25 protein-coding genes are annotated in these 25,802 nt (G+C 67.5%); 12 read left to right on the top strand and 13 right to left on the bottom strand.

Translation table 11 applies throughout. The features are described 5' to 3' along the window. The first annotated feature begins 78 nt into the window (after positions 1-78). From trxB to GZH52_RS05995, 5 genes are all read left to right on the top strand, one after another. Positions 79-1,032: a thioredoxin-disulfide reductase gene (gene trxB, locus GZH52_RS06015; protein WP_163315582.1), complete on the top strand. Its 954-nt coding sequence runs from the start codon at positions 79-81 to the stop codon at positions 1,030-1,032. A gap of 83 nt (positions 1,033-1,115) precedes the next feature. Further along, on the top strand, positions 1,116-1,658 hold the full coding sequence (locus tag GZH52_RS06010) for a Smr/MutS family protein (RefSeq protein ID WP_349290641.1): 543 nt from the start codon (positions 1,116-1,118) through the stop codon (positions 1,656-1,658). An 18-nt stretch (positions 1,659-1,676) separates the two neighbouring features. Further along, positions 1,677-2,183, top strand: a complete 507-nt coding sequence (locus tag GZH52_RS06005) for a peroxiredoxin (protein ID WP_432417429.1) — start codon at positions 1,677-1,679, stop codon at positions 2,181-2,183. A 54-nt stretch (positions 2,184-2,237) separates the two neighbouring features. Continuing rightward, positions 2,238-3,641: a PhoH family protein gene (locus GZH52_RS06000; RefSeq protein ID WP_163315580.1), complete on the top strand. Its 1,404-nt coding sequence runs from the start codon at positions 2,238-2,240 to the stop codon at positions 3,639-3,641. Further along, positions 3,638-4,531, top strand: coding sequence for an alpha/beta fold hydrolase (locus GZH52_RS05995; protein WP_163315579.1), 894 nt, complete (start codon positions 3,638-3,640; stop codon positions 4,529-4,531). Before GZH52_RS06000 ends, GZH52_RS05995 begins: the two co-directional genes overlap by 4 nt. Here GZH52_RS05995 and GZH52_RS17120 read toward each other — a convergent pair. The 5 genes from GZH52_RS17120 to GZH52_RS05970 all read right to left on the bottom strand — a co-directional run bounded on the left by GZH52_RS17120 (position 4,449) and on the right by GZH52_RS05970 (position 9,628). Further along, on the bottom strand, positions 4,449-4,922 hold the full coding sequence (locus tag GZH52_RS17120; RefSeq protein WP_432417431.1) for a thermonuclease family protein: 474 nt from the start codon (positions 4,920-4,922) through the stop codon (positions 4,449-4,451). The genes GZH52_RS05995 and GZH52_RS17120 overlap by 83 nt on opposite strands. Before the next feature lie 69 nt (positions 4,923-4,991). Then, complete coding sequence (locus GZH52_RS05985; protein WP_163315577.1) at positions 4,992-5,552, bottom strand: cob(I)yrinic acid a,c-diamide adenosyltransferase; 561 nt, start codon at positions 5,550-5,552, stop codon at positions 4,992-4,994. Then, on the bottom strand, positions 5,549-7,648 hold the full coding sequence (locus GZH52_RS05980; protein WP_163315576.1) for a hypothetical protein: 2,100 nt from the start codon (positions 7,646-7,648) through the stop codon (positions 5,549-5,551). The genes GZH52_RS05985 and GZH52_RS05980 overlap by 4 nt, the downstream gene beginning before the upstream one ends. Beyond that, positions 7,645-8,073 carry a DNA polymerase III subunit chi gene (locus tag GZH52_RS05975; RefSeq protein ID WP_163315575.1) on the bottom strand — a complete coding sequence of 143 codons (429 nt, stop codon included), beginning with the start codon at positions 8,071-8,073 and terminating at the stop codon, positions 7,645-7,647. Before GZH52_RS05975 ends, GZH52_RS05980 begins: the two co-directional genes overlap by 4 nt. Next, positions 8,060-9,628, bottom strand: a complete 1,569-nt coding sequence (locus tag GZH52_RS05970) for a leucyl aminopeptidase (RefSeq protein WP_163315574.1) — start codon at positions 9,626-9,628, stop codon at positions 8,060-8,062. The genes GZH52_RS05975 and GZH52_RS05970 overlap by 14 nt, the downstream gene beginning before the upstream one ends. Positions 9,629-9,794: 166 nt before the next feature. Here GZH52_RS05970 and lptF point away from each other — a divergent pair, with 166 nt between their 5' ends. The 4 genes from lptF (at position 9,795) to GZH52_RS05950 (ending at position 15,313) form a co-directional block, all read left to right on the top strand. Continuing rightward, complete coding sequence (gene lptF, locus GZH52_RS05965) at positions 9,795-10,904, top strand: LPS export ABC transporter permease LptF (RefSeq protein ID WP_163315573.1); 1,110 nt, start codon at positions 9,795-9,797, stop codon at positions 10,902-10,904. Beyond that, the gene (gene lptG / locus GZH52_RS05960; protein ID WP_163315572.1) at positions 10,901-11,974 is read left to right on the top strand and encodes an LPS export ABC transporter permease LptG; all 1,074 of its coding nucleotides are present in this window, start codon (positions 10,901-10,903) and stop codon (positions 11,972-11,974) included. Before lptF ends, lptG begins: the two co-directional genes overlap by 4 nt. Position 11,975: 1 nt before the next feature. Beyond that, complete coding sequence (locus GZH52_RS05955) at positions 11,976-14,549, top strand: [protein-PII] uridylyltransferase (RefSeq protein WP_163315571.1); 2,574 nt, start codon at positions 11,976-11,978, stop codon at positions 14,547-14,549. 179 nt (positions 14,550-14,728) lie between these two features. After that, positions 14,729-15,313: a hypothetical protein gene (locus GZH52_RS05950; RefSeq protein ID WP_163315570.1), complete on the top strand. Its 585-nt coding sequence runs from the start codon at positions 14,729-14,731 to the stop codon at positions 15,311-15,313. 61 nt (positions 15,314-15,374) lie between these two features. On the opposite strand, the gene typA is transcribed toward GZH52_RS05950, so the two are convergent. After that, positions 15,375-17,183, bottom strand: a complete 1,809-nt coding sequence (gene typA, locus GZH52_RS05945; RefSeq protein ID WP_163315569.1) for a translational GTPase TypA — start codon at positions 17,181-17,183, stop codon at positions 15,375-15,377. 156 nt (positions 17,184-17,339) lie between these two features. On the opposite strand from typA, the gene GZH52_RS05940 reads away from it, so the two are divergent. Next, positions 17,340-18,245 (top strand): hypothetical protein, encoded by a 906-nt coding sequence (locus tag GZH52_RS05940; RefSeq protein ID WP_163315568.1) that lies wholly within the window; start codon positions 17,340-17,342, stop codon positions 18,243-18,245. A gap of 3 nt (positions 18,246-18,248) precedes the next feature. Here the strand turns inward: GZH52_RS05940 and GZH52_RS05935 are convergent, their stop codons facing one another. Together GZH52_RS05935 and GZH52_RS05930 are read right to left on the bottom strand one after the other, a co-directional pair. Then, entirely contained in the window at positions 18,249-19,859 is a 1,611-nt protein-coding gene (locus tag GZH52_RS05935; protein WP_163315567.1) for a chloride channel protein, read from the bottom strand. Beyond that, on the bottom strand, positions 19,856-21,199 hold the full coding sequence (locus GZH52_RS05930) for a ClC family H(+)/Cl(-) exchange transporter (protein ID WP_163315566.1): 1,344 nt from the start codon (positions 21,197-21,199) through the stop codon (positions 19,856-19,858). The genes GZH52_RS05935 and GZH52_RS05930 overlap by 4 nt, the downstream gene beginning before the upstream one ends. Positions 21,200-21,431: 232 nt before the next feature. Here GZH52_RS05930 and hdeA point away from each other — a divergent pair, with 232 nt between their 5' ends. Both hdeA and GZH52_RS05920 read left to right on the top strand, forming a co-directional pair. Continuing rightward, a complete protein-coding gene (gene hdeA / locus GZH52_RS05925) occupies positions 21,432-21,749 on the top strand; it encodes an acid-activated periplasmic chaperone HdeA (RefSeq protein WP_239058033.1) in 318 nt (105 codons plus the stop codon). Between the two features lie 144 nt (positions 21,750-21,893). After that, complete coding sequence (locus GZH52_RS05920; protein WP_163315565.1) at positions 21,894-22,100, top strand: YMGG-like glycine zipper-containing protein; 207 nt, start codon at positions 21,894-21,896, stop codon at positions 22,098-22,100. 53 nt (positions 22,101-22,153) lie between these two features. Here GZH52_RS05920 and queF read toward each other — a convergent pair whose 3' ends face one another. The 5 genes from queF to GZH52_RS05895 all read right to left on the bottom strand — a co-directional run bounded on the left by queF (position 22,154) and on the right by GZH52_RS05895 (position 25,795). Next, positions 22,154-22,588, bottom strand: coding sequence for a preQ(1) synthase (gene queF / locus GZH52_RS05915; RefSeq protein ID WP_163315564.1), 435 nt, complete (start codon positions 22,586-22,588; stop codon positions 22,154-22,156). Between the two features lie 24 nt (positions 22,589-22,612). Next, positions 22,613-23,239, bottom strand: a complete 627-nt coding sequence (gene queE / locus GZH52_RS05910) for a 7-carboxy-7-deazaguanine synthase (protein ID WP_163315563.1) — start codon at positions 23,237-23,239, stop codon at positions 22,613-22,615. Further along, entirely contained in the window at positions 23,227-24,201 is a 975-nt protein-coding gene (locus GZH52_RS17115; RefSeq protein ID WP_163315562.1) for a 6-pyruvoyl trahydropterin synthase family protein, read from the bottom strand. The genes queE and GZH52_RS17115 overlap by 13 nt, the downstream gene beginning before the upstream one ends. 1 nt (position 24,202) lies before the next feature. Further along, on the bottom strand, positions 24,203-24,889 hold the full coding sequence (gene queC / locus GZH52_RS05900) for a 7-cyano-7-deazaguanine synthase QueC (RefSeq protein WP_163315561.1): 687 nt from the start codon (positions 24,887-24,889) through the stop codon (positions 24,203-24,205). A gap of 105 nt (positions 24,890-24,994) precedes the next feature. Beyond that, positions 24,995-25,795 carry an endonuclease gene (locus tag GZH52_RS05895; RefSeq protein ID WP_275405041.1) on the bottom strand — a complete coding sequence of 267 codons (801 nt, stop codon included), beginning with the start codon at positions 25,793-25,795 and terminating at the stop codon, positions 24,995-24,997. Positions 25,796-25,802: the final 7 nt, after the last annotated feature.

Raw genomic sequence — 25,802 nt, 5'->3', positions numbered from 1 at the left:
GATTGCGGCGTTTAAACACGGAGCGCGGCGCGAACTGGTAGAATCGGCGACATCCAACGTCAGACAGGACTTTGCACCATGAGCGAAACCCGCCACAGCCCGTTGCTGATCCTCGGTTCCGGCCCGGCCGGCTACACCGCCGCCGTCTACGCCGCGCGCGCCAACCTCAAGCCGGTGCTGATCACCGGCATGGCGCAGGGCGGCCAGCTGATGACGACGACCGAGGTCGACAACTGGCCGGCCGACGCCGACGGCGTGATGGGACCCGAGCTGATGCAGCGCTTCTTGCAGCACGCCGAGCGCTTCGGCACCGAAATGCTGTTCGACCAGATCCACCGCGTCGAACTGGGCCAGAAGCCCTTCCGCCTGTTCGGCGACATGGGCACCTATAGCTGCGACGCGCTGATCGTCGCCACCGGCGCGTCCGCCCAGTATCTCGGCCTGCCGTCCGAAGCCGCCTTCATGGGCAAGGGCGTATCCGCCTGCGCGACCTGCGACGGCTTCTTCTACCGCGGTCAGGACGTCGCCGTGGTCGGCGGCGGCAACACCGCGGTCGAGGAGGCGCTGTATCTGGCCAATATCGCCAAGCATGTGACGCTGATCCACCGCCGCGACACCTTCCGCGCCGAGAAGATCATGGTCGACAAGCTGATGGCGCGCGTCGCCGAGGGCAAGATCACGCTCAAGCTCAACGCACAGCTCGATGAAGTGCTGGGCGACGCCTCCGGCGTGACCGGCGCCCGCGTTCGCTTCAACGACGGCACCCACGAAGATATCGCGCTGATGGGTGTATTCATCGCGATCGGCCACAAGCCGAACACCGACATTTTCAAGGGCCAGCTCGAGATGGACGCTACCGGCTACCTGATCACCCGCGGCGGCCGTGACGGCAACGCGACGGCGACCAGCGTCGACGGCGTGTTCGCCGCCGGCGACGTGCAGGACCACATCTACCGCCAGGCGGTGACCAGCGCGGCCTCCGGCTGCCAGGCCGCGCTCGACGCCGAGCGCTACCTCGACGCACTGAAGTGAAAGCGCACCGCGCACAACTGAAGGCGCTGAAAAAACAGCTGGAGCCCAAAGCTCCGGCTGTTTTGCCGTCGGCGCCAGCGCCCGTGCCGGAGCCCGACTTTGCCACGCTGTTCGCCGACGTGCGCCCGCTCAGGGACAGCAAGCGCGCCCACCCGGCGAGGCCGGCACCGCCGCACTGGCCGCGCCGGCAAGGCGGCGACGCCGGCACCAACGCACTACCCGAGGCGTCCGTGATCGCGCAGATGAGCGGCTGGTTCGACCGAGGCGAGGAGCCGGACACCCATCTCGCCTCCGGTGTCGCGCGCATCACCCTCAAACGGCTCGTCGCCGGCCATTTTCCGGTCGTCGCGACGCTCGACCTGCACGGCATGGACCGTTACGCGGCACACGGCGCGCTCGCGCTGTTCCTGCACCGCGCCCGTAGCCGCGGCGCCTGCGTGCGCGTCGTGCACGGCATGGGCTACGGCTCGCGCGGCGAACCGGTGCTGCCGCGCATGGTGCGCCGCTGGCTCGCCTGCCACCCGCATGTGCTGGCGTTTACGCCGGCGCCGGCCATCGCCGGCGGCCAGGGCGCCTTGCTGGTGCTGCTGCGCCGGGCGGTGCCCTCTTCCACCGACTATCCTTGAAAGCAACGGATATATACAATGTCATCAATGCAAAACGACAAACAGCCTGAAGTCATTGCAGGCGCACCGCTCGCCGAGGGCGACACCTGCCCCGCCTTCGAACTGGCCGCCACTTCCGGCACCACCTTCAACCCGGCGACCGCAGCGAAACCGCTGGTGCTCTACTTCTACCCGAAAGACAACACGCCCGGCTGCAGCAATGAGGCGGCCGCCTTCCGCGACCTCGCCGACGCCTTCGCCGCCACCGGTGCGACCGTGATCGGCCTCTCGCGCGACAGCCTCAAGTCGCACGAAAACTTCAAGGCGAAGTTCGCGCTGCCCTTCGAGCTCGCGTCCGACCCGGACGAGGTCGCCTGCCAGGCCTTCGACGTGATCCGTATGAAGAACATGTACGGCAAACAGGTGCGCGGCATCGAGCGCAGCACCTTTATCATTGGAGAAGACGGCCGCGTGCTGCGTGCCTGGCGCAAGGTCAAGGTCGACGGCCACGCCCAGGAGGTCCTCGCCTACCTGCAGTCGCTGTAAACGATGAAAATCGGGCGCCGCGCCCGCGGCGCCGCCAACCGAGGGGAAAGTCTCATGGCTACGCGCAAGAAGTCCCGTCCCGACAAGTTGTTCGTCCTCGACACCAACGTGCTGCTGCACGACCCGACCTGTCTGTTCCACTTCGCCGAGCACGACGTCTTCATCCCCATCATCACGCTCGAAGAGCTGGACATGCACAAGACCGGCATGTCCGAAGTCGCGCGCAACGCCCGCCAGACCAGCCGCTTCATCGACGAGATCCTCAAGTCTTCGCCCGCCCGCATCGAATCCGGCATCCCGCTCGCTCCGGCCAGCCACGAGCAGGCGAGCGGCCGGTTGATCCTGCAGACGCAGGCGATCCACAGCGTGCTGCCCGGTTCGATGCCGGTGGGCAAGGCCGACAACCAGATCCTCGGCATCGTGATGGCGCTCAAGGAACTGCACCCCGAGCGCGGCGTGATCCTGGTGTCGAAAGACATCAATATGCGCATCAAGGCGCGCGCACTGGGCCTGGACGCCGAGGACTACTTCAACGACAAGGTACTCGAGGACACCGACCTCCTGTACTCGGGCGCGCGCGAGCTGGACGACGCGTTCTGGGAGCGCAACGGCCGCGAGATCGAGTCGTGGGCCGAGCATGGCCGCAACCACTACCGCATCGAGGGGCCGGACGTGCCCGCGCTTTATCTCAACCAGCTGTTGTGGCAGGAAGGCGCCAGCCCGCTGACAGTCAGGGTCGTCGCCCAACAGGGGCGGCAGGCGACCTTGCAGACCCTCAAGGACTACAGCCACGCCAAGAACAACGTGTTCGGCATCACCGCGCGCAACCGCGAGCAGAATTTCGCGCTGAACCTGCTGCTCGACCCCGAGGTCGACTTCGTGTCGCTGCTGGGCCAGGCCGGCACCGGCAAGACGCTGCTCACGCTGGCGGCTGGCCTCTCGCAGGTGCTGGAGAGCAAGCGCTACAACGAGATCATCATGACCCGGGTAACCATCCCGGTCGGCGAGGACATCGGCTTTTTGCCGGGCACCGAGGAAGAGAAGATGGCGCCGTGGATGGGCGCGCTCGAGGACAACCTCGAGGTGCTGGGCAAGAGCGAGGACGACGGCGGCGACTGGGGCCGCGCGGCGACCGGCGACTTTTTGCGCTCGCGCATCCGCGTGAAGAGCCTGAACTTCATGCGCGGGCGCACCTTCCAGGACAAGTTCCTGATCATCGACGAGGCGCAGAACCTCACGCCCAAGCAGATGAAGACGCTGATCACCCGTGCCGGCCCCGGCACCAAGGTGGTGTGCCTGGGCAATATCGCGCAGATCGACACGCCTTATCTTAGCGAGGGCAGCTCGGGGCTCACCTACGTGGTCGACCGCTTCAAGGGCTGGGCGCACGGCGGGCACATCACCTTGCAGCGCGGCGAGCGCTCGCGCCTGGCCGACTTCGCGGCGGACGCTCTGTGACGCGCAAGCTTGAACTCGTGCACCAGGCAGCGGCGGGCACCGCCTGGCCGCTGCCGCTGCTGTTCGTGCACGGCGCGTTTTGCGCGGCGTGGTGCTGGCAGCGCCACTTCATGCCTTGGTTCACCGCGCGCGGTTTTGACTGCTACGCGCTGAGCCTGTCCGGCCACGGCGCAAGCGAGGGGCGGGACTGGCTGGACGCGGCGAGCATCGACGACTACGTCGCGGACATCGCCGCTACGCTGCCGCGCCTGCCCGCCCCGCCGGTGCTCATCGCGCACTCGATGGGCGGCTACGTCGCGCAGCAACTGATCCGTCGCCACGCGCTGCCAGCTCTCGTGCTGCTCGCGCCGGTACCGCCTGCCGGGTTGGCCAGATCCACGCTGCGCCTGGCCGCAGAAGCGCCGACGCTGCTGGACGCGCTTAACCGCTTCCAGGCATCCCCCGGGCGGACCGACGAAGCGGCCGAGGCGTCGCTGCGCGAATTGTTGTTCTCGCCCGACGCGGCAATCGAGGACATGCGGCTGATGGCGGCGCGCGCGCAACACGAGAGCACCCGCGCCATCATCGACATGCAGTGCTGGGCACCGTGGCGACAGTGGCTGGACACAAGCTGCGCGCCGCCGCCCACGCTGGTGCTCGGCGGCGGGCTCGACCGCATCGTCGCGCCGGAGGAGATCGCCGGGACCGCGCAGGCGCTCGGCGGCATATCGGAAATCCTGCCCGGCGCCGGGCACATGCTGATGCTGGACGCGGACTGGCCGTCTGCCTGCCAGCTCATCGTCAGCTGGCTGCAAGCCACCTTCCCCGCTACGGACGCCGGTGACGATGGCGCCAACGCCAGGGAGGCTCGGCCGCCGGATCGGCCCACAACCCTCGCCGAGCCTGCCTAGCATCCGCCTCGGCCTGCTGGTACCGCCGGTAGTCGGCCGCCGGCTGACCTTCTTGCGCGTAGCGGCGGTAATGCCACGCCCAGCCCTCGCCGAGCAAGGCCAGCGCGACATCTTCGCCCGCCACCTCCAGAGCCCCCAGCTCGCGGCCGTAGGCGTCGGTCGCCGCCTTGCGCCAGAGAAGTGCCCCGCCCCGGCTCAGCCGCAGGAGCGCGTCGCGGGCAGCCGGGCCGCCCGCCTGCGCAAGCTCAGGCGCGTCGACAAACTGCAGCCGCGCGCGTACCGCATCTCCCTCAGGCGACACCAGGCGCAGGGTATCGCCGTCGGCGACGGTGGCGACCCGCCACTGTCCAGCCTCATGCGGCCATAAAACGAAAACCGCCGCGGCCAGCATGGCCACGGCGGCAAATTTGCGGTACCGCGGCGCGGCCGACCACAAACGGATCAGCCCGTGCATCCTGCTTTACCCGCCGGAAGCGTCGCGGCGCGGCTGCCACAGCACGTCGGGCACGCCAGCCTCGCGGTTGAGCACGCGTGAGAGCACGAACATCAGGTCGGAGAGGCGGTTCAGGTAACGGCGCGCGCTCATCGATACCTCCTCGAAGCGAGCGAGCGCGACCAACGCGCGCTCGGCGCGGCGGGCGACCGAACGCGCCTGATGCGCCACCGCGGCGGCCTGGCTGCCACCGGGCAGAATGAATTCCTTGAGCGCCGGCAGGTCGGCGTTCAGCGCCTCCACGGCCGCCTCCAGCCGCTCGACCGCCGCCTCCTTGAGCGCGCTGTAGCCGGGCACGGCCAGTTCCGAGCCCAGGTCGAACAGGTCGTGCTGGATCGCGCACAACAGCGCGTCGTGCGCCGATGCGCCGCCTTGCGCGCGCAGCAGCCCCACCACGCAGTTGAGTTCGTCAACCTCGCCCAGCGCGCAGATGCGCGGCGCGTCCTTGTGCTCGCGCCGGCCGTCGCCCAGCGAAGTCGATCCGTCATCCCCGCCACGGGTCACGATACTGGTCAGCCGGTCACTCATTGCTCATCCTTGTGGTTGGTCTCGATGTCGCTGATCGCCTGGCGGATGCTCTCGCGCAGTGTCTCGCCGAACAGCATGTCGTAGTCTTCCCGCATCTGCTGCATCACGCCGGCGAGCAGGTGGCGGGTCTGGTTCTCGATCGCGTCCTGCAGCCACAGCGACAGCTCGACCCGCATCCTGGGCAGGATGCGCTGGTAGATCGCCTCCAGCAGCGCAGCCTCGTCTACGACGGCGACCCGTTCTCCGGCGGCACCCTGCGGCAGCAGGGCCGCCTGTTCGGCAGCTTCTGTCTCGGCCCCCGCCTGGAGAGCAACGCCAGCTGCCGCGACAGCCCCCGCCAAAGCCAGCGCCTCCTGCGCCGGAACCGGCTGTGCAGGCACGGCCGGATTCTCTGCGGACACCTTCCCTGCATCGACTGCGTGCACGGACGCGGCCGCTGCGATGACGGCCATGGCGGCATCTGGTTGCGCTTCAAACAGCTCGTCGCCCTCGGCGACCCCTGCCGACGGAGCCGCATCCGCACTCTCGGCTGCCTGTTGCCCCGCGCAGGCGTCCAAGGACGCCGGGAGGCGGGCGTCGACCACCTCCGGGCCCGGGTGGACCGCGGGCACGTCGACGGCCCCGGCAGCGACACCGAAGGGCTGGACAGGCTCGGCCAGTCCGTCCGGCATGACTGCGAGACCCGCATTAGCGTCGATAGCCGACACTTCGACGACCGGCTCAACACCGGCGGCTGGCGCCAGCAGCTCGGGCAGACTGCCTTCGGCCGGACTTGCAAAGCTTTCATCCGCCGCCGCCTCCGACTGTGCCGCAGCGGAAGACGCAAGACCCGCTTCGGCTGCGCCAGTCAGCGCAATACCTGGCACGGACGGTGCGCTTTCCGGCCCCGCCGGCACGGCAACACCCGTGAATTCGGTCCAAGCGCCGTCCGACGCCGGCTCAGCGACAGAGCCCACGGCCGCTGCGTCTGCATGCACTTCAACAAGGTCTTGCACGGCGGGCTCGGGCTCGGCGGGTATCGCCGACGGCGCCTCAAGCGGCGCCGAGTCAACCGCCTGCCCATCGGACGCCGTCTCATGCACCCAGGAGACTGGCGGCGCTACCGGCTCCGCCGACGCAAACACATCTGCCTGCGCCAACGCCTGGTCGGCCCAGCCGGCAACCGACGCAGCTTCGGCTGCATCCGCAGCAACAGGCAGCGCGTCGGGCTGCCGACCCGCTGGCGCCGCGCCAGCACCCTGAGCCGCGTCCAGCGGGTCGGGGGACAGGACCATTTCGGCCGGATCGTGGCCGGCAAAGCCGGATCCCTGCGGCAGGTTCGCTGCCAACGTCTGCCCGCTTACCGCCCCTTCCCCCCCGAATGCAGGTGCCGGCATGAAAGCATGATCCGTCGCCGTGGGCACCATCTCTTCGGGAATGGCTAAACCGGGCTCGACCGCGGCGGCCGCCGCTTGCGGCCACGCCAGTTCGCCCAGCAACTCGTCCAGCGGCAGATCCCCGGCAGCCTCTGCCGGCCGCGGCTCCAGCCCGGACACCAGCTCCGGCTCTGGCGACACGGCGCTGACGGGCGCAAGCTGCGCCCACGCGGCGGCCATTTCGGCCGCTGCTCCGCTTGCCTGCTCGCCGGCCGGCCCATCGGCTTCGAACAGCAAGTCGTCGAGCGAGAGTTCGGGAATGCCTGCTTCCGCCAGCATTTCGACTGGCGGCTCGGTACTGTCAGCCGCTGGCTGCGTACGCGGGGCGGCTACCCACGGGCTTGCGAAGAGCTCGTCCGCCGGCGTCGCCTGCCAGGCCTCGGGGCTGACCACCGGCTCGCTCCAGCGCGACGCCTGCGGAGCCTCTTCGGACAGCGCCGGCACAGCATTGTCCGACAGCGCCTCCAGAGGCCCGGGGATGTCCAGGTCGAGCGAAGGCAGCGTCTCGAAGACGGCAGCCGCCGGAGGCGGCGGCAACAGTTCGTCCAGCGTGAGTTCGGCGGGCATCTCGAGGGCGAGCGGCTCGTCTGCCGTTGTTGGCGCGTCGTCCACGTACTCGACGACTTCGGTCAGCACGGGCAGGTTGTCTGGTACGCCGGCGGGGCGGTTGGCTTGGCTCATGGTTTCAGGTGCTGCATATCGTGGTGTTCGATGGGAAAGCCCGCCGCACGGTACTGGCGGTAACGCTCGCGTGCGCGTGCAAGCGAGGCGTCGTCGACGCCGATCACTTCGAGGATACGCTCAAATTCGCCGGGCCGGGAAAGCTCCGCGTCACCCAGGTTCAGCAACACCTTGCGCGAGACGCCGTCAGCCGCCGAGAGGCCGAGCCAGACGGGCGTCTGGGCGGCCTCGGGGGCGTCGAAGCGGCAGTTCGGCACGAAAGCGGTGTCGGCAAAGCTCCACAGCCGGGTTGAGAATCGCCCGAGCGCGTCCTCGTCGGGCAGCAGCACGAAGAGCTGCTCGCCCTTGCGCTGGACGGTCGCCGCCAGGCGGCACGCAAACGCGGCCGGGTCGGCGACCTTGGTGTAAAAATCAATCCGCGTCATGGACGTCGTGCGTATCGTGCGCGTCACGGCGCGGACGGCCGCGGCGGACGGTTCGGCCCAGCGCGATATCGGCCCTATCCTGCAGGAATTGCACGAGCAGGGGCACCGGACGGCCGGTCGAACCCTTGTCCTTGCCGCTCTTCCACGCGGTGCCGGCGATATCGAGGTGCGCCCAGTCGTACGCCTTGGCAAAGCGCGAGAGGAAGCAGGCTGCGGTGATGCTGCCGCCCGGGCGGCCGCCGATGTTCGCCATGTCCGCGAACGGGCTCTTCAGGAGTTCTTGGTACTCGTCCCACAGCGGCATGTGCCACGCGCGGTCGCCGACTTCCTCGCCTGCCGCGGCGAGGTCACGCGCCAGGCTGTCCTGGTTGCTGTAAAGCCCGGTCGCCACATGCCCCAGCGCGATGATGCACGCGCCGGTCAGCGTCGCCACGTCGATCACCGCGGCAGGCTCGAAGCGCTCGGCGTACGTCAGCGCGTCGCACAGGATCAGCCGGCCTTCGGCGTCGGTGTTCAGCACTTCGATGGTCTTGCCGGCCATCGAAGTGACGATGTCGCCGGGCTTGAGCGCGCGGCCGGACGGCATGTTCTCGCAGGTCGGCACCAGCGCGACCAGGTTGATCGGCAGCTTCATCTCGACCACCGCACGGAAGGTGCCGAGCACGGCAGCGGCGCCACCCATGTCGTACTTCATCTCGTCCATGCCTTCGCCGGGCTTCAGCGAAATGCCGCCCGAATCGAAGGTGATCCCCTTGCCGACCAGCACCAGCGGCTTTTCTTCGACGTCGGCCGCGCCGCGGTATACGAGCTCGATGAACTGCGGCTCGGTGTCCGCCCCCTGCGCGACGGCCAGGAAGGCACCCATGCCCAGCGCCGAGATCTCCTCGCGGCCGAGCACCTTGGCCTCGGCGCCGAAGTCTGCGGCCAGCGAGCGGGCGGTCTGGGCGAGATACGCCGGCGTACATACGTTGCCCGGCGTGTTGCCCAGATCTTTCGCGAGTTTCATGCCGGCGGCAATCGAGAGGCCGCGCGCGAGGCCGCGCTCGCCGTCGGCGAGGTCGCTGCGCCGCGGCACGGCCAGCGTCAGCTTGCGCAGCTCGCGTCCGTGTTCGTCCGCCTTGCTGCGGTAGGTGTCGAAACGGTAGAGCGTATCGAGGGTGACCACGCACGCCTGCTCGATCATCCATTCGACGTCGTGCTTCTTGACCGTCAGTTCGGACAGGTAGCTGACCGCCTCGCCAGACGCGGTCTGTCCCAGCGCGCGCACCGCCGCGCGGGTCGCCTCACGGTATTCCTTGGCGCGGAACTCACGCTCCTTGCCCAGACCCACCAGCAACACGCGGTCGCACAGCGTATGCGGCACCGAGTGCAGCAGCAGCGTGCTGCCGAGCTTGCCCTCCATGTCGCCACGGCGGATCACGTCGCTGATAAAGCCGTTGGAGATCCGGTCAAGCAGGTCGGCCGCCAGCGTAAGCTTGCGGGTTTCGTAAATCCCGACGATCACGCAGGCAACGCGCTGCTTCTCCGGGCTGCCACTTTTGATGTTAAACTCCATAAGATTGCTCCCGATGCTTGGCGTTTCCAGAACTGGGCACCGGCGGGATGCCGCCGGCGGGCGGGGCTCCTGACGGAGCAAAAAAGCCAGAACAAACCCGTTACCGAGTGTATTTCCCATTATCCATACGCTTTTGACAAATTGTCAAAAACAGGCGCTTTAGCACATGCTTTTCCGAAAAAGCCTCACGCGCGAGCTGACGACGACCAGCATCGGGGTCTTTCTCGTGCTGTTCCTGATTCTCCTGACTACCCAGACCATCAACATGCTCGGCCGCGCCGCGCAAGGCCGCGTCGCCAACGAGGCGGTCGCCGCGCTGGTCGGCTTCTGGTCGCTCGGTTTCTTTCCCGTAGTCCTGATCCTGACCGTATTCGTCAGCGTGCTGGTCGTGCTCGGCCGCGCCTGGCGCGACCACGAGATGGCGGTCTGGTTCGCCGCCGGCCAGCCGCTGTCCGCGTGGATCGGGCCGGTCGTGCGCTTCACCCTGCCCTTCACGCTGCTGATCGCACTGGGCACCACCGTGATCGGCCCATGGGCGCAAACGCGCAGCAGCGAATACGCGCAGACACTCAAGCAGCGTGAGGAAATCAGCGCGATCGCACCCGGCGTCTTCAAGGAAGCGCAGGGCGGTCGTCGCATCTATTTCATCGAGCGTTTCGACCCGGCCACCGGCGCCGCACGCAACCTGTTCGTGCGCTCGGTCGAAGAGAACGGCCTGTCGACGATCTTCGCCGAACGCGGCTTCGTGCGCACCAACGAGAAGGGCGAGCGCGAACTGGTGCTCGAAAACGGTCACCGCTATCTGGGCGAAGCCGGCCGCGGCGACTTCGAGGTCGGAAAATTCGAGCGCTACACGGTGCGCATCGGCGCGCCGCCCAAGCTGATCGAGAGCATCGCGGACGTCGACATGATGCCGACCTCGGCCCTCTTGGCCGAGCACTCCCCAAAGGCGCGTGCCGAGCTCGCGTGGCGCTTGTCGCTGCCGCTCTCCTCGCTCATCCTCGCGCTCATGGCCATTCCACTCGCCTACTACAACCCTCGCGCCGGCCACGCGTACAACCTGCTCGTCGCGCTGGGCGCTTATCTCGCCTACCAGAACGGCCTGTGGCTGTTCCGTGACTGGATCAAGGCCGACAAGCTGGGCTCGGCGCTCGGCATCCTGCCCATGCACTTCATCATGCTCGCGATCGCGCTCGCGCTGATCTGGTACCGCAGCCGCCCGACGGGCTTTATCGGCGCCCGCCTTGGCAAGCAGAAGACCGGAGGCACGCGATGAAGCAGTTGCGCCAATACCTGCTGTCGCGCTTTGTCGCGGCGAGCATCTTCACGCTGATCGCGCTGGTCGGCCTCTACGCGTTCTTCGACGTGATCAAGGAGTTGCCGCGCGTGGGCCGCGGCGACTACGACGCGGCAGCGATGCTCGCCTACGTCGCCCTCTTGATGCCCGGCCACGCGTACGAACTGATGCCGCTAGCGGTGCTGATCGGCTGCATGGTCGCGATGACCCAGCTTGCGACCACCTCCGAATACGCGGCGATCCGCACCGCCGGCGTCTCGCTCGGCCAGGTTGCGCGCACCCTACTGCTGTTCGGCGCGTTCGCGGCGACCGCCGCGCTCCTGCTCGGCGAATTCGGCGCGCCGTGGTCCGAGCGCACCGCCGAGCGCTTCAAGCTCGAACGCACCCAGTCGCTGGTGACACGTGAGTTCAGCTCGGGCGTCTGGGCGAAGGACGACAACAACTTCATCAATATCGACGAGATGCTGCCGGACACCACGCTGCGCAAGGTCCGCATCTACACCTACGACGCAGCCTTCGCGCTGACCCGCCAGCGCTACGCCGAGAGCGGCCGCTACGTCGGCAACGGCGTGTGGGAACTCACCGGCGTGCGCGACTCGACGATCACCCCCGACCGCATCCTGGTGAAGGACTACCCGACGCTTGAATGGAAGTCGGTGCTGCAACCGGACATCCTGTCGGTGCTCCTGGTCGTCCCCGAGCAGATGTCAGCGTACAACCTGTTTTCCTACATCGAGCACCTGAAGGCGAACCACCAGAAGACGCAGCGCTACGAGATCGCGCTGTGGAGCAAGCTGTTCTACCCGCTCGCGTGCATTTCGATGGCGCTGGTCGCGCTGGCGTTCACCCCGGTACAAAGCCGGCACAGCGAGATGGGGATCAAGCTCTTTACCGGCATTTGCCTCGGTATCGCCTTCCACTTCAGCAACCGGCTGTTCGGGCATCTGGGACTCTTGTACGACTGGAACCCCATCCTGTCGGCGACCGTCCCCTCACTCGTTTTCCTGATCGCCGGACTCTTCGCCATTTCCCGCCAGGAGAAACGCTAGCATGAGCGCCTGCGACGGCTTTGCCCAGTGCCAGTCATGGCGTCAACAACTGCAGCAGGGCCGTCAGGCGCTCGCCGAGCGCTACCGGCAACATAGCGAGCCGCGCGACTACCTGAGCCGCCACGCCGCGCTGATCGACACCCTGCTCACCGGCATCTGGCACGCGCTCGAGCTGGGCGCGCGGGCCTCGCTCGTCGCCGTCGGCGGCTACGGTCGCGGCCAGTTGTTTCCCGCGTCCGACATCGACCTGCTGATCCTGCTGCCGGACCACCACGACGACGCGCTTGACGAGACGCTCACCCGCTTTGTCGGCATCCTGTGGGACATCGGCCTTGAAGTCGGCCACAGCGTGCGCACGCACGGCGAATGCCTGACCGAGGCGCGCGCCGACATCACCGTCGAGACCACCCTGCTGGAAAACCGCCTGCTCGCCGGCGACCCCAGGCTGCACGGCGCGCTGATCGCCGCGCTCGAGAAAAGCCGCGAACCCTTGCGTTTTCTGGAGGGCAAGCTGCTCGAGCAGCAGCAGCGCCACAACAAGAGCCTGGCAGGCACCAGCAATCTCGAGCCCAATATCAAGGAGAGCCCGGGCGGCCTGCGCGATCTGCACACCATCCTGTGGCTCGCCCGCGCGATCGGCCTGGGCAGCAGCTGGCAGATGCTGGTCGAGCGCGACGTGATCACACCGAGCGAGGCGCGCATGCTGCGCGTCAGCGAACGCGAGCTCGAGCGGCTGCGCATCGAGCTGCACCTGCAGGCGAGGCGCCGCGAAGACCGCCTGATTTTCGACTTGCAACAACAGACCGCGCAGGCGATCGGCTACGCCGACGCCAGCGCACGGCGCGCCAGCGAAGAGATGATGCAGGCTTACTACAAGGCCTCGCGCACGGTCAGCCAGCTCTCCGGCGTGCTGCTGCCGAATCTGCGCGCGCTGATCTTCTGCCCGCTGCCGCGCGTGGTGCGCGAGCTGGACGATCGCTTCTACACGGTCAACGACCTGTTGGGCATCAAGACGCCCGACGTGTTCGAACAGGACCCGGGCGCCATCCTCGACGCCTTCCTGCACCTGCAGCGCCACCCTGAACTCACCGGCATGGCGCCGCGCACGCTGCGCGCGCTGTGGCGGGCGCGCCGGCACATCAACGAGCGCTTCCGGCGCCAGCTACGCAACCGCGAGCGCTTCGTGCAGCTCTTTCGCGAAAGCGGGCTCACCCACACGCTCAGGCGGATGAACCTGTACGGCGTGCTGGGCAAGTACCTGCCGGCGTTCGGTCGCATCATCGGGCGCATGCAGCACGACCTCTTCCACGCGTACACGGTGGACATGCACATCCTGATGGTGGTGCGCAACCTCAGGCGCCTCGCCGTACCTGCGTTCAACCATGAATACCCGCTGTTGAGCCGGCTGATCGGCGACTTCGAGCGCCCCGAAACCCTGTATATCGCCGCGCTGTTCCACGACATCGCCAAGGGCCGCGGCGGCGACCACTCGCTGCTGGGGACGGTCGACGCCGCCGAATTCTGCCAGACGCACGGCCTGCCGTTCGAGGACCGCGAACTGGTGGTCTGGCTGGTGCGCGAACACCTGACCATGTCGTCGGTCGCGCAAAAACAGGACATCTACGACCCGGCCACCGTCATCGCCTTCGCCGAAATTGCTGCCACCCCGCGCCGGCTGACCGCGCTTTACCTGTTGACCGTCGCCGACATCCGCGGCACCAGCCCCAAGGTGTGGAACAGCTGGAAGGCCAAACTGCTCGAGGACCTCTATCACGCGACCCTTCGCGTACTCGAGCACGGCGGCCAGGTCGACCGCGAGTCGGTCGTCGACGAGCGCAAGGCGCAGGCCCGTACCGAGCTGCGCCTGCGCGCGATCCCGGACGGGGTCGAGACGAGGCTGTGGCAGACGCTCGACACCGTCTACTTCCTGCGCCACGAGGCGTCGACCATCGCCTGGCACGCGCGCGTGCTCAACCGCTGCGTCGACAGCCCGGAGCCCGTGGTGCGCGCACGGCTCGCCGCCACCCGCGACGGCATCGAGGTGCTGGTCTACACGCACGACGCGCCGGAGCTCTTCGCGCGTATCTGCGCGTTCTTCGGGCGCACCCACTACAGCATCGCCGACGCGCGCGTACACACCACCACGCAAGGCTACGCGCTCGACACCTTCCACGTGTTCATCCCCGAACACCACGAAGACGACTACCGCGACATGATCAACTTCATCGAGTTCGAACTCGCCGCGGCACTGACGCGCGGCGACGCCTTGCCGCCGCCCCGTGGCGGCCGCCTCGACCGCCACCTCAGGCACTTCCCGATACAGCCACAAGTCTCGCTGCAGCCGGACGATTCGCCACGCCGCTACGTGCTCTCCATCGTCGCCGGCGACCGCCCGGGGCTACTCGCCCGCGTCACCGCCCTGCTCTCGGCGTACCGCTTCAGCGTGCATTCGGCCAAGATCATGACCCTGGGCAGTCGCGTCGAGGACGCATTCCTGCTGCGTGCAGACGGCGCCGACGATGACAAGACCCTGCTCGCGCTCGAAGGCGAGCTGATCGACGCACTGCAGATTTAAACCCAAGGCCTGCAACTCACCGCAAGGGCACTGCCGTCCAGCAGGCGAACCTCAGCCAACCGGCAATTTGAATAAAGCCGACTCATGGCATACAAATAACGGATACCACGCTGTCCTTGGGCAATCAGCCGCCCCGGGCCGGCGTGTGACCGATCCCAGCCACAGCAAGAGGAAGCCCCATGCCCCTGAACAAGACTCTCAGCGTATTGCTGCTGTCCCTGATAAGCGGCGGCGCCTTGGCCGCAGAAGCCGGCACCGCGTTTATCGCGTTACCGGGCAAGGCGATGCTCGCCGATGCAGTCAGACTTGCAGCAACCGTCACCGCGATCGACCCTGCCACCCGCACGCTGACCCTGCAAGGTGACAACGGCCAGGCACGGCAGGTCGTCGCAGGGCCCGAGGTACGCAATTTCGCGCAGATCAAGGTTGGCGACCGCGTCGAAGTCAGGCTGCTCGAATCGCTGTCCCTGGAGCTGAAAAAGGGCGGCGCGGGCGTGCGCACCCGCGTCGATAGCGTGGAAGCTGCCCGGGCCGAAGACGGCAGTGCACCGGCTGGCGCGCTCGCCAGGTCCACGACCGTGCTGGCCGACGTCATCAAGGTCGACGCCAAGACGCACTCCATCGAACTGAAGGGCGTCTCGCGCAAATTGAAGCTGAAAATCGACAACCCGGAGCAGCTGAAGCAAATCCAGGTGGGCGACCAGATCAAGGGCACCTATATCGACGCCCTGGGCATCTCGGTAACCCCGCAGCCGGCCAAGTAGCCCGCCGCAGGCGACAAAAAACCCCGGACAAAGCCCGGGGTTTTTTGCTGACAGAATCGCGTTACGCGTTCTTTTGCTTGCGGCGCTCGTGCTCCTGCAGGAAGCGCTTGCGCATGCGGATCGACTGCGGGGTGATCTCGACGATTTCGTCGTCGTCGATGAACTCGACCGCCGATTCCAGCGTCATCTTGATCGGCGTGGTCAGGCGCACCGCTTCGTCGGTACCGGAAGCACGAACGTTGGTCAGCTTCTTGCCCTTGAGCGGGTTGACCACCAGGTCGTTGTCGCGGCTGTGGATGCCGATGATCATGCCTTCGTAGATCTTGTCGCCCGGCGACACGAACATGCGGCCGCGGTCTTCCAGGTTCCACAAGGCGTAGGCAACCGCTTCGCCGTTTTCCTGCGAGATCAGCACGCCGTTGTGACGGCCCGGCATGTCGGCTTTCACCGGCGCGTAGTCGTCGAACACGTGGCTCATCAGGCCGGTGCCGCGGGTCATGGTCATGAAATCGCCCTGGAAGCCGATCAGGCCGCGCGCCGGGATATGGTACTCGAGGCGGGTACGGCCCTGGCCGTCGGATTCCATATTGGTCAGCTCGCCGCGGCGGCGGCCGAGCTCTTCCATCACCGCGCCCTGGCAGCTGTCTTCCACGTCGACGGTCAGGTTCTCGTACGGCTCGCACTTCTCGCCGTTGATGTCCTTGAACACCACGCGCGGCTTGCCGACGGCCATCTCGAAGCCTTCGCGGCGCATGTTTTCCAAGAGGATGGTCAGGTGCAGCTCGCCACGGCCGGACACGCGGAAGATGTCCGCGTCTTCGGTGTCCTCGACCCGCAGCGCGACGTTGGTCAAGAGTTCCTTGGTCAGGCGGTCGCGGATCTGGCGGCTGGTCACGAACTTGCCTTCGGTACCGGCGAGCGGCGAAGTGTTGACCATGAAGTCCATGGTCAGCGTCGGCTCGTCGACCGACAGCACCGGCAGGCCGATCGGCTGGTCACGGTCGCACACGGTCACACCGATGCCGATGTCTTCCAGGCCCGAGATCACCACGATATCGCCGGCGGCGGCTTCTTCGACGGCCACGCGCTCGAGACCCTTGAAGCCCAGCACCTGGTTGATGCGGCCCTGCGCGACCTGTTCTTCATGGTTCATCACGGCGACGACCTGACCGGGCTTGATGCGGCCGTTCAGGATGCGGCCCAGGCCCAGGCGGCCGGTATAGGTCGAGTAGTCGAGCGCGGAGATCTGCAGCTGCAGCGGCGCGTCGACGTCGCCTTCCGGTGCCGGCACCTTCTCGAGGATCATGTCGAACATCGGACGCATGTCTTCCGACTCGTCTTCCAGCTCGAGCTTGGCGAAGCCGTTCAGGCCGGACGCGTAGATGATCGGGAAGTCGAGCTGCTCGTCGGTCGCGCCGAGCTTGTCGAACAGGTCGAAGGTCTGGTCGACCACCCAGTCCGGACGCGCGCCCGGACGGTCGATCTTGTTGATCGCGACGATGGGCTTGAGGCCCAGCGCCAGGGCCTTCTTGGTCACGAAACGGGTCTGCGGCATCGGGCCTTCGACCGCGTCGACCAGCAGGACGACGCCGTCGACCATGCCCAGCACGCGCTCGACCTCACCGCCGAAGTCGGCGTGTCCGGGAGTGTCGACGATGTTGATGTGGATACCCTGGTATTCGATGGCCGTGTTCTTGGCCAGAATGGTGATGCCACGTTCCTTTTCGAGGTCGTTGCTGTCCATGACGCGCTCGGCGACCTGCTGGTTATCACGGAAGGTGCCGGACTGGCGCAGCAACTGGTCGACCAGGGTGGTCTTGCCGTGGTCAACGTGCGCGATGATGGCGATATTGCGGATCTGTCGGTTCATTGTCTCTGCGTACTCAAGGGGAGCTGGAGCGAAAAATGGGTCAGATAGTATCACGACTGACCCATCACCAAAAAAAATTTGCCGCCGGCTCAGGCAGATACCTCGCTTATAATGCCGGCGAATGCCGGTTTAACGGCAAAAAATGACGGAGGATACATGTACGACTGGAACGCACTGTGGCACCAGCACGCCGGCTACCGCACCGGCTACACCGCCAAGACTGACGCCGCCGAAGGCGAACTGAACGCGCTGGCCGACGAGCTGGGTGCCCGCCTGATCCACCCGGCCAAGGGGCCGCACGACGTCGCGGTCTACGAGGAAGACGGCCGCTTCACGCTGGCCGGCTACCACGACGGACTGCAACTCTTGCATATCCGCAAGCAGGAACTGTTCGACCTGGCCCTGCATTTCGTCCCCGAGGCGGACGACAGCGACGAGGCCGACTGCCCGGCGCCCAGGCTCGAGCTAGCGGTCGACAACCTGGCCACCGGCGAGCACGGCCTCTGGCGCGCGCCAGTAACAAAAGACAAGCAGGGCAACATCTGGATCGGCAACCGCCGCCTGGATGAAGGCCTGATGCCGGCGATGTCGTTCGACGAACTCTCGTTCACCGACAACTCGCGCTTTCGCGACGCGCTGTACGAAGCCTGGCAGCACGACCTGCCGGCGCTCGCCCCCGACATCGAGGCGTGGTTCGACCCGGCCCTGCGCGCGCAGACGCCCCAGGCCGCCACGACCAGCGTCGAAGCACCGGCTGTCGGTGACGCGCGCACCCACGAGATGCTCGAGCGCTACGCCGAGATCATCCGCCGTGAGCAGCTGCTGCTGTCGCGCCGTTTTAGCGACGCCGAACTCAAGCTGATCGCCGCCGTGCTCGAAGGCGTGCACTTCGAGGAAGCGGCATCGTGCCGCGGCCTGTGGCTGGCCATCGAAGCGCGCATCCTCGACGAGGCGCTCGACAGCCACTTCGAGGTCGACGGCGAGGCCCTGCTCGACAAGCTCAAGGCGCTCTCCTACACGCAGGAAGTCGCGCTGATCGAGGCGCTTGCCCCGGCCCGATAAAGTTCAGGGCGCGAGGTGCGCGTCGCGCGACAGCGCACGCGCCACCTCGCGCGGGCCGATCACGCCGATCCGGCGCACGCCGCCGGATTCGGCGGCTTCGGTGACCACCGCGTAATCGCTCCCCGCCGCCTGCATGCGGGCAAGCGCGTGCGAGAACGGCAAAGCGGCGTCCACCAGCAGCGTGGGGCCCTCTTCTTCGCCGGTCACCGGCGACATCACGTCGCGGCAGCACAAGGCGCCGGCAAACCCCTGCAAGCCCTGCGGCACCTTGTGGCCGCGCCGGACCAGCTTGAGCGTGTAGATGGTCGCAGGCATGAGCCGCTCGCGCAGCGCGGCGGCCACCGCGACGGTCAGGATCATCGGCATGATCACCGTGTAGTCGCGGGTCATCTCGAACACCATCACCACCGCGGTCACCACCGCGCCGGTCGTCCCGCCGACCATGCCCGCCATCGCCGCCAGCGCGAAGTGCGCCGGCGACACACCCGGTAGCCACGGCGCGACGAGCACGCCGAACGCGGCGCCGGCAGCGGCGCCGACGAACATCGCCGGCGAAAAGACCCCGCCAGAGGCACCCGAGCCCAGAGTCAGCAGGGTCAGCGCCAGCTTGGCAACCACCAGCAGCGCAAGAAAGCCCGGCGCGGCAAGTTCGCCGCGCAGGATGTCCATGATCGTCGCGTAACCGACCCCCTCGACGTAGTAGTGCGCCGGCTGACCCAGCAGCGGCGAGAAATGCATAAAGAGCGCGAGCACCAGCCCGACCAGCAGCATGCCGCCCATATGGCGGGTGTAATAGTTGCCCGGCAAGGCGTCGAACTTGTCTTCCATCCAGTACACGCCCCGCGCCATCGCCCACGCGAGCCCTCCGACGATCACACCCAGCAGCAGGAACCACGGATAGGCGGTGATCGGCACGGACGCGCCGACCGCATGCTCAAGCGCCGGCACGCTGAACGATGGCAGCACACCGAAGAAGGCCCGGCCTATCGCGGTGGCGGTCAGCGTCGAGAGCACCACCGGCAGCAAGGTCGATGCGGTAACAAAGGGCAGCATCAGCTCGATAGCGAACACCACGCCACCCAGGGGCGTGTTGAAAGTCGCCGCGATGCCGCCGCCGGCGCCCGCCGCGACCAGCACCGCCCGCTCGCGGGTTTGCAGCGGCAGCCACTGGCCGAGCGTGGAGCCGAACGCCGCGCCAATCTGGATGATCGGCCCTTCGCGGCCGACCGAGCCGCCGCTGCCGATCGACAACGCCGACGCGAGCGACTTGACCACGGCGACCTGCGGCCGGATCCGCGCGTCGTTAAAATAGATCGCGTCGATCACCTCGGGCACGCCGTGCCCTTTGGCCTCCGGCGCGTAGTTCTGCACGAGGTAGGCGACCCCCGCCGCGCCCAGCACCGGCACCAGCACGACCGCCCAGCCCCAAGGCGAGGCTGCCGTGTGTACGTTGGCGTCGTAGGCGAACGAGAAGCGCCCCAGGAACAGCAGGTTGTGAAAGAGGCCGATCAACGCGCGAAACAGCACAGCGCCGGCACCGGCGACCACGCCGACCACCAGCGCGAGCAGCAGCAGCCGCAAGGCCGGCGGCATGCGCAGGTGCGCGTCGCTCATTTCGCGCCCTCCTCGCTAGCCGGCGCGGCGCGCGCGGCGAGCATACGCTCGCGCAGCGACTCGTAGATCGGCGCGTCGCCCAGCCAGAACGGCACGATCGCCGCCGGCAGGCAAGCGAGTAGCAGCGGCAGGGTCAGCGAACTCGCGCCCGTCATCTCGATGATCAGCACGATGCCGGTCAAGGGCGCGCGCACCGACGCCGAGAAGAGTGCCGCCATGCCGACCACCGCGCACGCGCTCATCGAGAGTCCCAAGCCGCTCCATACATGCTCGCCGGCGAGCCCGAGCAAGGCGCCGGCCACTGCACCCAAAGCCAGCATCGGCGCGAACAGGCCGCCGGGCAGGCCGACCCCGTAACTGAACGGGCCGAACAGGAAGCGGGTAAACAGCAGGATCGCCAGCGCGCCGCCACCGAAGGCGCCACCGAGCACCGTCTGGTTGAGCGCTTCGCCGTTGCCGCCGACAAAGGGCAGGTACCACAGCGTCAAGGCGAGCACCAAGGCACTGGCCGGCGCGCGCCACAGCGGCCGCACCCGGCCCATCAGGTTCAGCGTGCCCATCACCACCCGGTTGTAGAAAGTACCCAGCACACCGCAGGCGACGCCGAACAGGAAATACACCGGCAGCGAGGCGAGCCTGGGTTCGTCCGGCATCGCCAGCGCGAACACCGGCGCGTCGCCGACCAGGTACTGCGCGACCGGCACGCCGACTGCGCAGGTGATCATGCCGGCGATCACCAGCCGCGCGCCGGCCGAGCGGGTCAGCTCCTCGATGGTGAACAGCAAGCCCCCCAAGGGCGCGCTGAACGCCACCGCGAGCCCGGCGCCCGCGCTTGCCGCGATCAGATTGCGCTGCTCAGGCACGCTCAGCCCGAAGCGGCGGCCGGCCCAGGCGCCGATCGCCGAGCCCATCTGCACGACCGGCCCCTCGCGCCCGAGCGCGTAGCCGGACGATAGCGCGAGGATGCCGCCGAAGAACTTGACCGGCAAGAATGCACGGTTCTTCACCGGCGCAATCTCGCCCAGCCACACCGCCTCGACCCGCTGGATACCGCTGCCGGCGGCTTCCGGCGCGAAACGCACGGTCAGCCACAAAGGCAGCGCGGTCAGCAACAGAGCAACGGCCAGCGTCCCCGCAAAGCCGTACGCCGGCGGCAGCGTGCGCAGCCACGCGTACACGTCGTTAAACAGCGTGCCGGCATGCTCGACCGCGACGCGAAAGCTCCCGCCGACCAGGCCTATCAGCACGCCGGCGACCACGGCGACCAGCGCCAACGGCACGATGCCCGCCAGGTGGTCGGTATCCTCGCCGGGCTTGCCCGGTGGCAGCGGCTCACTCATCCACGCCTCCTTGCCAAGCCGCCAGCCACACATCACGCCTGTCCATGCATCCCCCTGAATTCAAGCCGGGCCGATCTGCCCGTTATTACTAGGGTTTAGATAATGCGAGCGTGGATTACCAATGACATAAGAGTGGCAGTTTGCAAAACACGCGCGTACCGCCTATGCCGTTAGAGGCGACGCGGCACCCTCCCCGCCGCGCCGGTCCCCTCACCCATACGGAGTCAGACAGATGATGAAGAAAACCCTGGTCGTCGCGACCTTGCTTGCCGCCAGCAGCCTGAGCATGGCCGCCACCACGGCCGCCAAGAAGCCGGTTTCCCAATGGAAATGCGAAGACTTCCTGGCGCTGGACGAAAGTTACCAGCCCAAGGCGATCTACTTCGCCGAGGGCTTCAACAAGAAGGACAAGCCGGTCGACGCGGTGATGGACATGGACGGCATCGAGAAGGTCGTCCCGCTGGTCGTGCAGGAGTGCCAGAAGGCGCCGAAGGCCAGTTTCTGGGACAAGCTCAAGGCCGGATGGGACAAGGCCAAGGCCAAGCTCTAAGCCCGTGCTACCCCGAAAAAACACCGCCAGCGCACTGGCGGTGTTTTGTTTGGCACCGGACAGGCTACGGAACCGCGAGAGCCGCCGCCTGTCATAGCGCATACCCGTCCGCGCATGAACTGCGCAAATCCAAGGAGATCAAGAATGAAACCCGTCCTGACCAAATCGCTGTTGATGCTGACCCTTGCCGCCGTGCTCAGCGGCTGCGCCGGCATGACGCAAAAACAGAAAAACGCCGCCGTCGGCGCGGCAATTGGCGGCGTTGCAGGCTCGGTGCTGACCGACGGCAGCACGCTGGGCACTGTCGGCGGTGCCGCGATCGGCGGCGCGATCGGCCACGGCGTCAAATAAGCCGTCTGCCCGTTAAAAAACACGCCCGCTTGGCGGGCGTGTTTTTTTATGTGTCAGGCTCCCTTGCGCCAGCTCGCGCGCGGCCACAGCGGAATGCCGCCGCGCGGCGTGAAGCGCCCCTCGACCACGATTTCCTTGGGATCGAGCAAAGCCACCAGGTCGTTGCAGATGCGGCAGATGCACGCCTCGTGGAACTCGCCGTGCTGGCGGAATGAGCCAAGATAAAGCTTCAGCGACTTGGACTCGACGCACCAGGCGTCGGGCACCATGTCGATCACGATGGTCGCGAAGTCTGGCTGGCCCGTCATCGGGCACAGGCTGGTAAATTCCGGGCAGCTGATGTTCAGGCTGCCGCTCACCCCGGCGGGGTTCAGTTCGCTGCGCGCGAAGGGGTTAGGGAAACGCTCCAGCAAGGACGCATCGGGGTGGTCGTAACGGTAGCGCGTCTGGCCGTTGCCCAGCGCGTTGAGGTTCTGGTGCAGGTGCATGGTGTTCTCCGGGTCAGGGTCGGCTCAGCGCAGGCCGACGAGTTTGTGGCTCTGCAGCGACAAGCGCCAGCGCGCATCCTGCAGGCAGTAGTCGATCGCGGCTTGCGTATTGGCGGCGCGCCCGGGGCCGTCCATCGGCTGCAGCCAGGCGTGGACAAAGCTCGAGGCGTCGACCACCCCGGGCATCAGCGAAGGCTGCGGGTAGACGAGCTTGATCTCGTCGCCGCTACGCTGCACCCAGTCGGCGCCGGCCTTCGGGCTCACGCACAGCCAGTCGATGCCCGCCGGCGCAGGCAGCGTGCCGTTGGTCTCGACGCCGACCTCGAAGCCCGCGGCGTGCACGGCAGCAATCAGCGCGGCGTCCAGTTGCAGCAAGGGTTCCCCGCCGGTGAACACCACGTAGCGCCTCCCGCCCTCGCCCTGCCAGCACTGCGCGACAGCCGCGGCGAGCGAGGCGGCGTCGGCAAAGCGGCCGCCGTCCGGGCCGACCCCGACAAAGTCGGTGTCGCAGAAACGGCACACCGCGCGCGCACGGTCGGCCTCGCGCCCGCTCCACAGGTTGCAGCCGGCAAAGCGGCAGAACACCGCCGCGCGGCCGGCGTGCGCGCCCTCCCCCTGCAGGGTGTAAAAAAGCTCCTTTACCGTGTACATGCGTCATCCTTGCGCCACAGCGCGCCGTCGTGCTCGTTCTGCAGCACGTCGACGCCCGTAAGCGACGGCATGGCAAAGCACCCGCCAAGGTAGGCCGCCAGCGACGCGCAATCGGTCGCAGCGAGCCCCGGCAATTCGTCAAGCAGATGATGGTCGAGGGCGTCGTACAGCGGCGCGAACGCACGCTTGACGTCGCCGAAGTCGCGCAGCCAGCCAAGCTCGGCATCCAGCGTGTCGCCCGACAGCCGCAGCCGCAGCAGGTAGCTGTGGCCGGTGTAGCGGCCGGCGATGTCGAAGGCGCGCGCGGCCTCGAAACGCAGCGTCTTCCAGATCGTCCAGCGCCCGCCGTCAAAACGGCTGCCCGCGCTCGCCGTCTCGTACACCTCGACCGCCACCAGCCCGTCTACGGCAAGCTCGGCAAACAACCAGGCGGCGAGCACCTCGCTGGTCGGGTTTTCCAGCCCGGCGATATCGTTGAGCAGGCGGTGTTCGAGCCGCGCGGCGAGCGGCTGCCAGGCGGCAACTAGCGATGCGTGCGTCGCGCGTGCCGCGTCCGCCTCGATGCGCACGCCGAAACCGTGGCCGTGCAGGCGGCCGCACGGATGGCCGGCCGGCACGTTGGGCAACTGGTGCGCAGCCTCGAAGCGGGTGTCCAGCCATACCCGCTCGGCGCCGTCCGTGAGACGACGCACGCCACGGTCCGGCGCCGAGCGCAGCGAAAGCTCTGCCGGCGCGGACAGGCAGGACGCGAGATGACCGGCAAGTGTCAGATCATCCGGTGACGCGAACAGCGGGTCTAGGTCGCGCATGTCAAGCGCGGCGCACGCCGCGGCCAGTTCGCTGCACAAGTCCGCCTGCGGCATGGACGAAACCGCCTGCGCGAAGAATCCGTGGCCGTGGCGCGTGCGCGCAAGGGTACGCGCGGCGTCGAAACCGGCGCCGCTGCAAGAGAGCACGGTCATGTCAGCGCCCCCGGGTGCGGATGATCAGCGGGTCGGCGACGCCGGCCTCGGCAAAGCCCTTCGCGCGCAGGTCGCACGACACGCAGGTCCCGCAAGGCGGCACTTCACCCTGGTAGCAGGTGTGGCTGTAGGCGAGCGCGTCCAGCGCGCCGACTTCGCGCGCAAGCGCGACGGTCTCGGCCTTGGAGAGCGCCATCAGGGGCGCGACCAGCCGGATGCGGGTGTCCATACCGAGGTTGATCGCGGCCTCCAGCGCAGCCAGGGTATGCGCGCGACAGTCCGGGTAGCCCGAGTAGTCGGCCTCGGCGACGCCGGTGACGATCTCGCCCAGGCCGCGCTGGTAGGCGAGCGCGGCGGCGAAGGTCAGGAAAATCAGGTTGCGGCCGGGTACGAAGGTGTTGGGTAGCTCACCTGCATCGGGCGATGCGGGCGCTATCGCGCTGTCGGTCAGCGCGTTGCCGCCAAGCTCAGCGAAGGTGTCGATCGGCAGCACGGTTTGCCTGACGCCAGCCATCCGGGCGATGGCACGGGCGGCATCGAGCTCGACGCGGTGGCGCTGGCCGTAATCGAAGGTGACGGCCTCGACGCGCCGGTAGCGCGCGAGAGCCCAGTAGAGGCAGGTGGTCGAGTCCTGCCCGCCGGAGAGCACGACAAGCGCGCACGCCGGGTCCGGTAAGGCGTGGTTCATTCAGGTGTCCTTCGAAAAACAGTCGAAGTGAATCGGGCGCAACCGCGAGGTCCCGCGGCGCGCCGGCGATTCTACCTTGGCGTCATCGAAGTGGCCACCCTGCCCTCAGCTTGGCCGCGGGCACACGGTATCGATGCGCGCGCCCTGGCTGACGAAGGGGTTGCCCGAGCCCTGCACGCGTACGATGCGCGCGTCTCGCTCACGCTCCCACGCGTCGACCGGGTAGCTGCGCGCCCACGCGCACATCAGCTGGCTGTCCTGCCGGCTCATCTTCAGGCCGTAGCGCTCGTGCATGTAGAAATAGATGCGCGCGATGCGCCCGCGCACTTCTTCGCGCGGCTGCGCGCGGCGCCCCTTGAAGTCGACGATAGTGCGGCACTGGCCGTACATCGGCTCGGGGTTGCGCGTCCACGCACCGAACGAGTAGTTGCTGCGGTCGCCATTCACCTCGCCGACCGCCGGCACCAGGTTGACGAGGTCGCCCTCGGCCATGCGGAACGCGGCGTCGTCCTTGCTACACGCCTTGCGCCCGCCCTGCTGCCAGCACTGGCGCTGATGGCCGAGCACCCACGCCGGCACCACGTGCTCCCACTCGAGGCGGCTCGCCCGCTCGAGGTTCTTGCGCACCTGGTAGCCGCACGCTTCCAGGTCCATCGACTTGCCGGTATACGGGCAACCGCAGTAGAAGTCTTCCTCCAGCCCGCTGAACACCGCCGGCAGCACCTTCTTGGCGTCGGCAAAGTCGCGGTGGCCGACTGCCTTGCGTCCGTTGACGAGCTGGACAGGGGTGAGCGGGCCCGCGCTTGCGGCCGGGGCTGCTGCGGTGGAAGCGGCTTGGGTGGCGGCGGGCTCTACCGCGCGCTCGGACAGGCAGCCGGCGAGCGCAAGCGCCGGCAGAAGGATCAACCAGGGT

Origin of the sequence: Crenobacter caeni, assembly GCF_010435965.1 — a bacterium.
GTDB classification, from domain to species: Bacteria; Pseudomonadota; Gammaproteobacteria; order Burkholderiales; family Chromobacteriaceae; genus Craterilacuibacter; species Craterilacuibacter caeni.
This window is presented reverse-complemented; position numbering and strand designations above follow the sequence as displayed.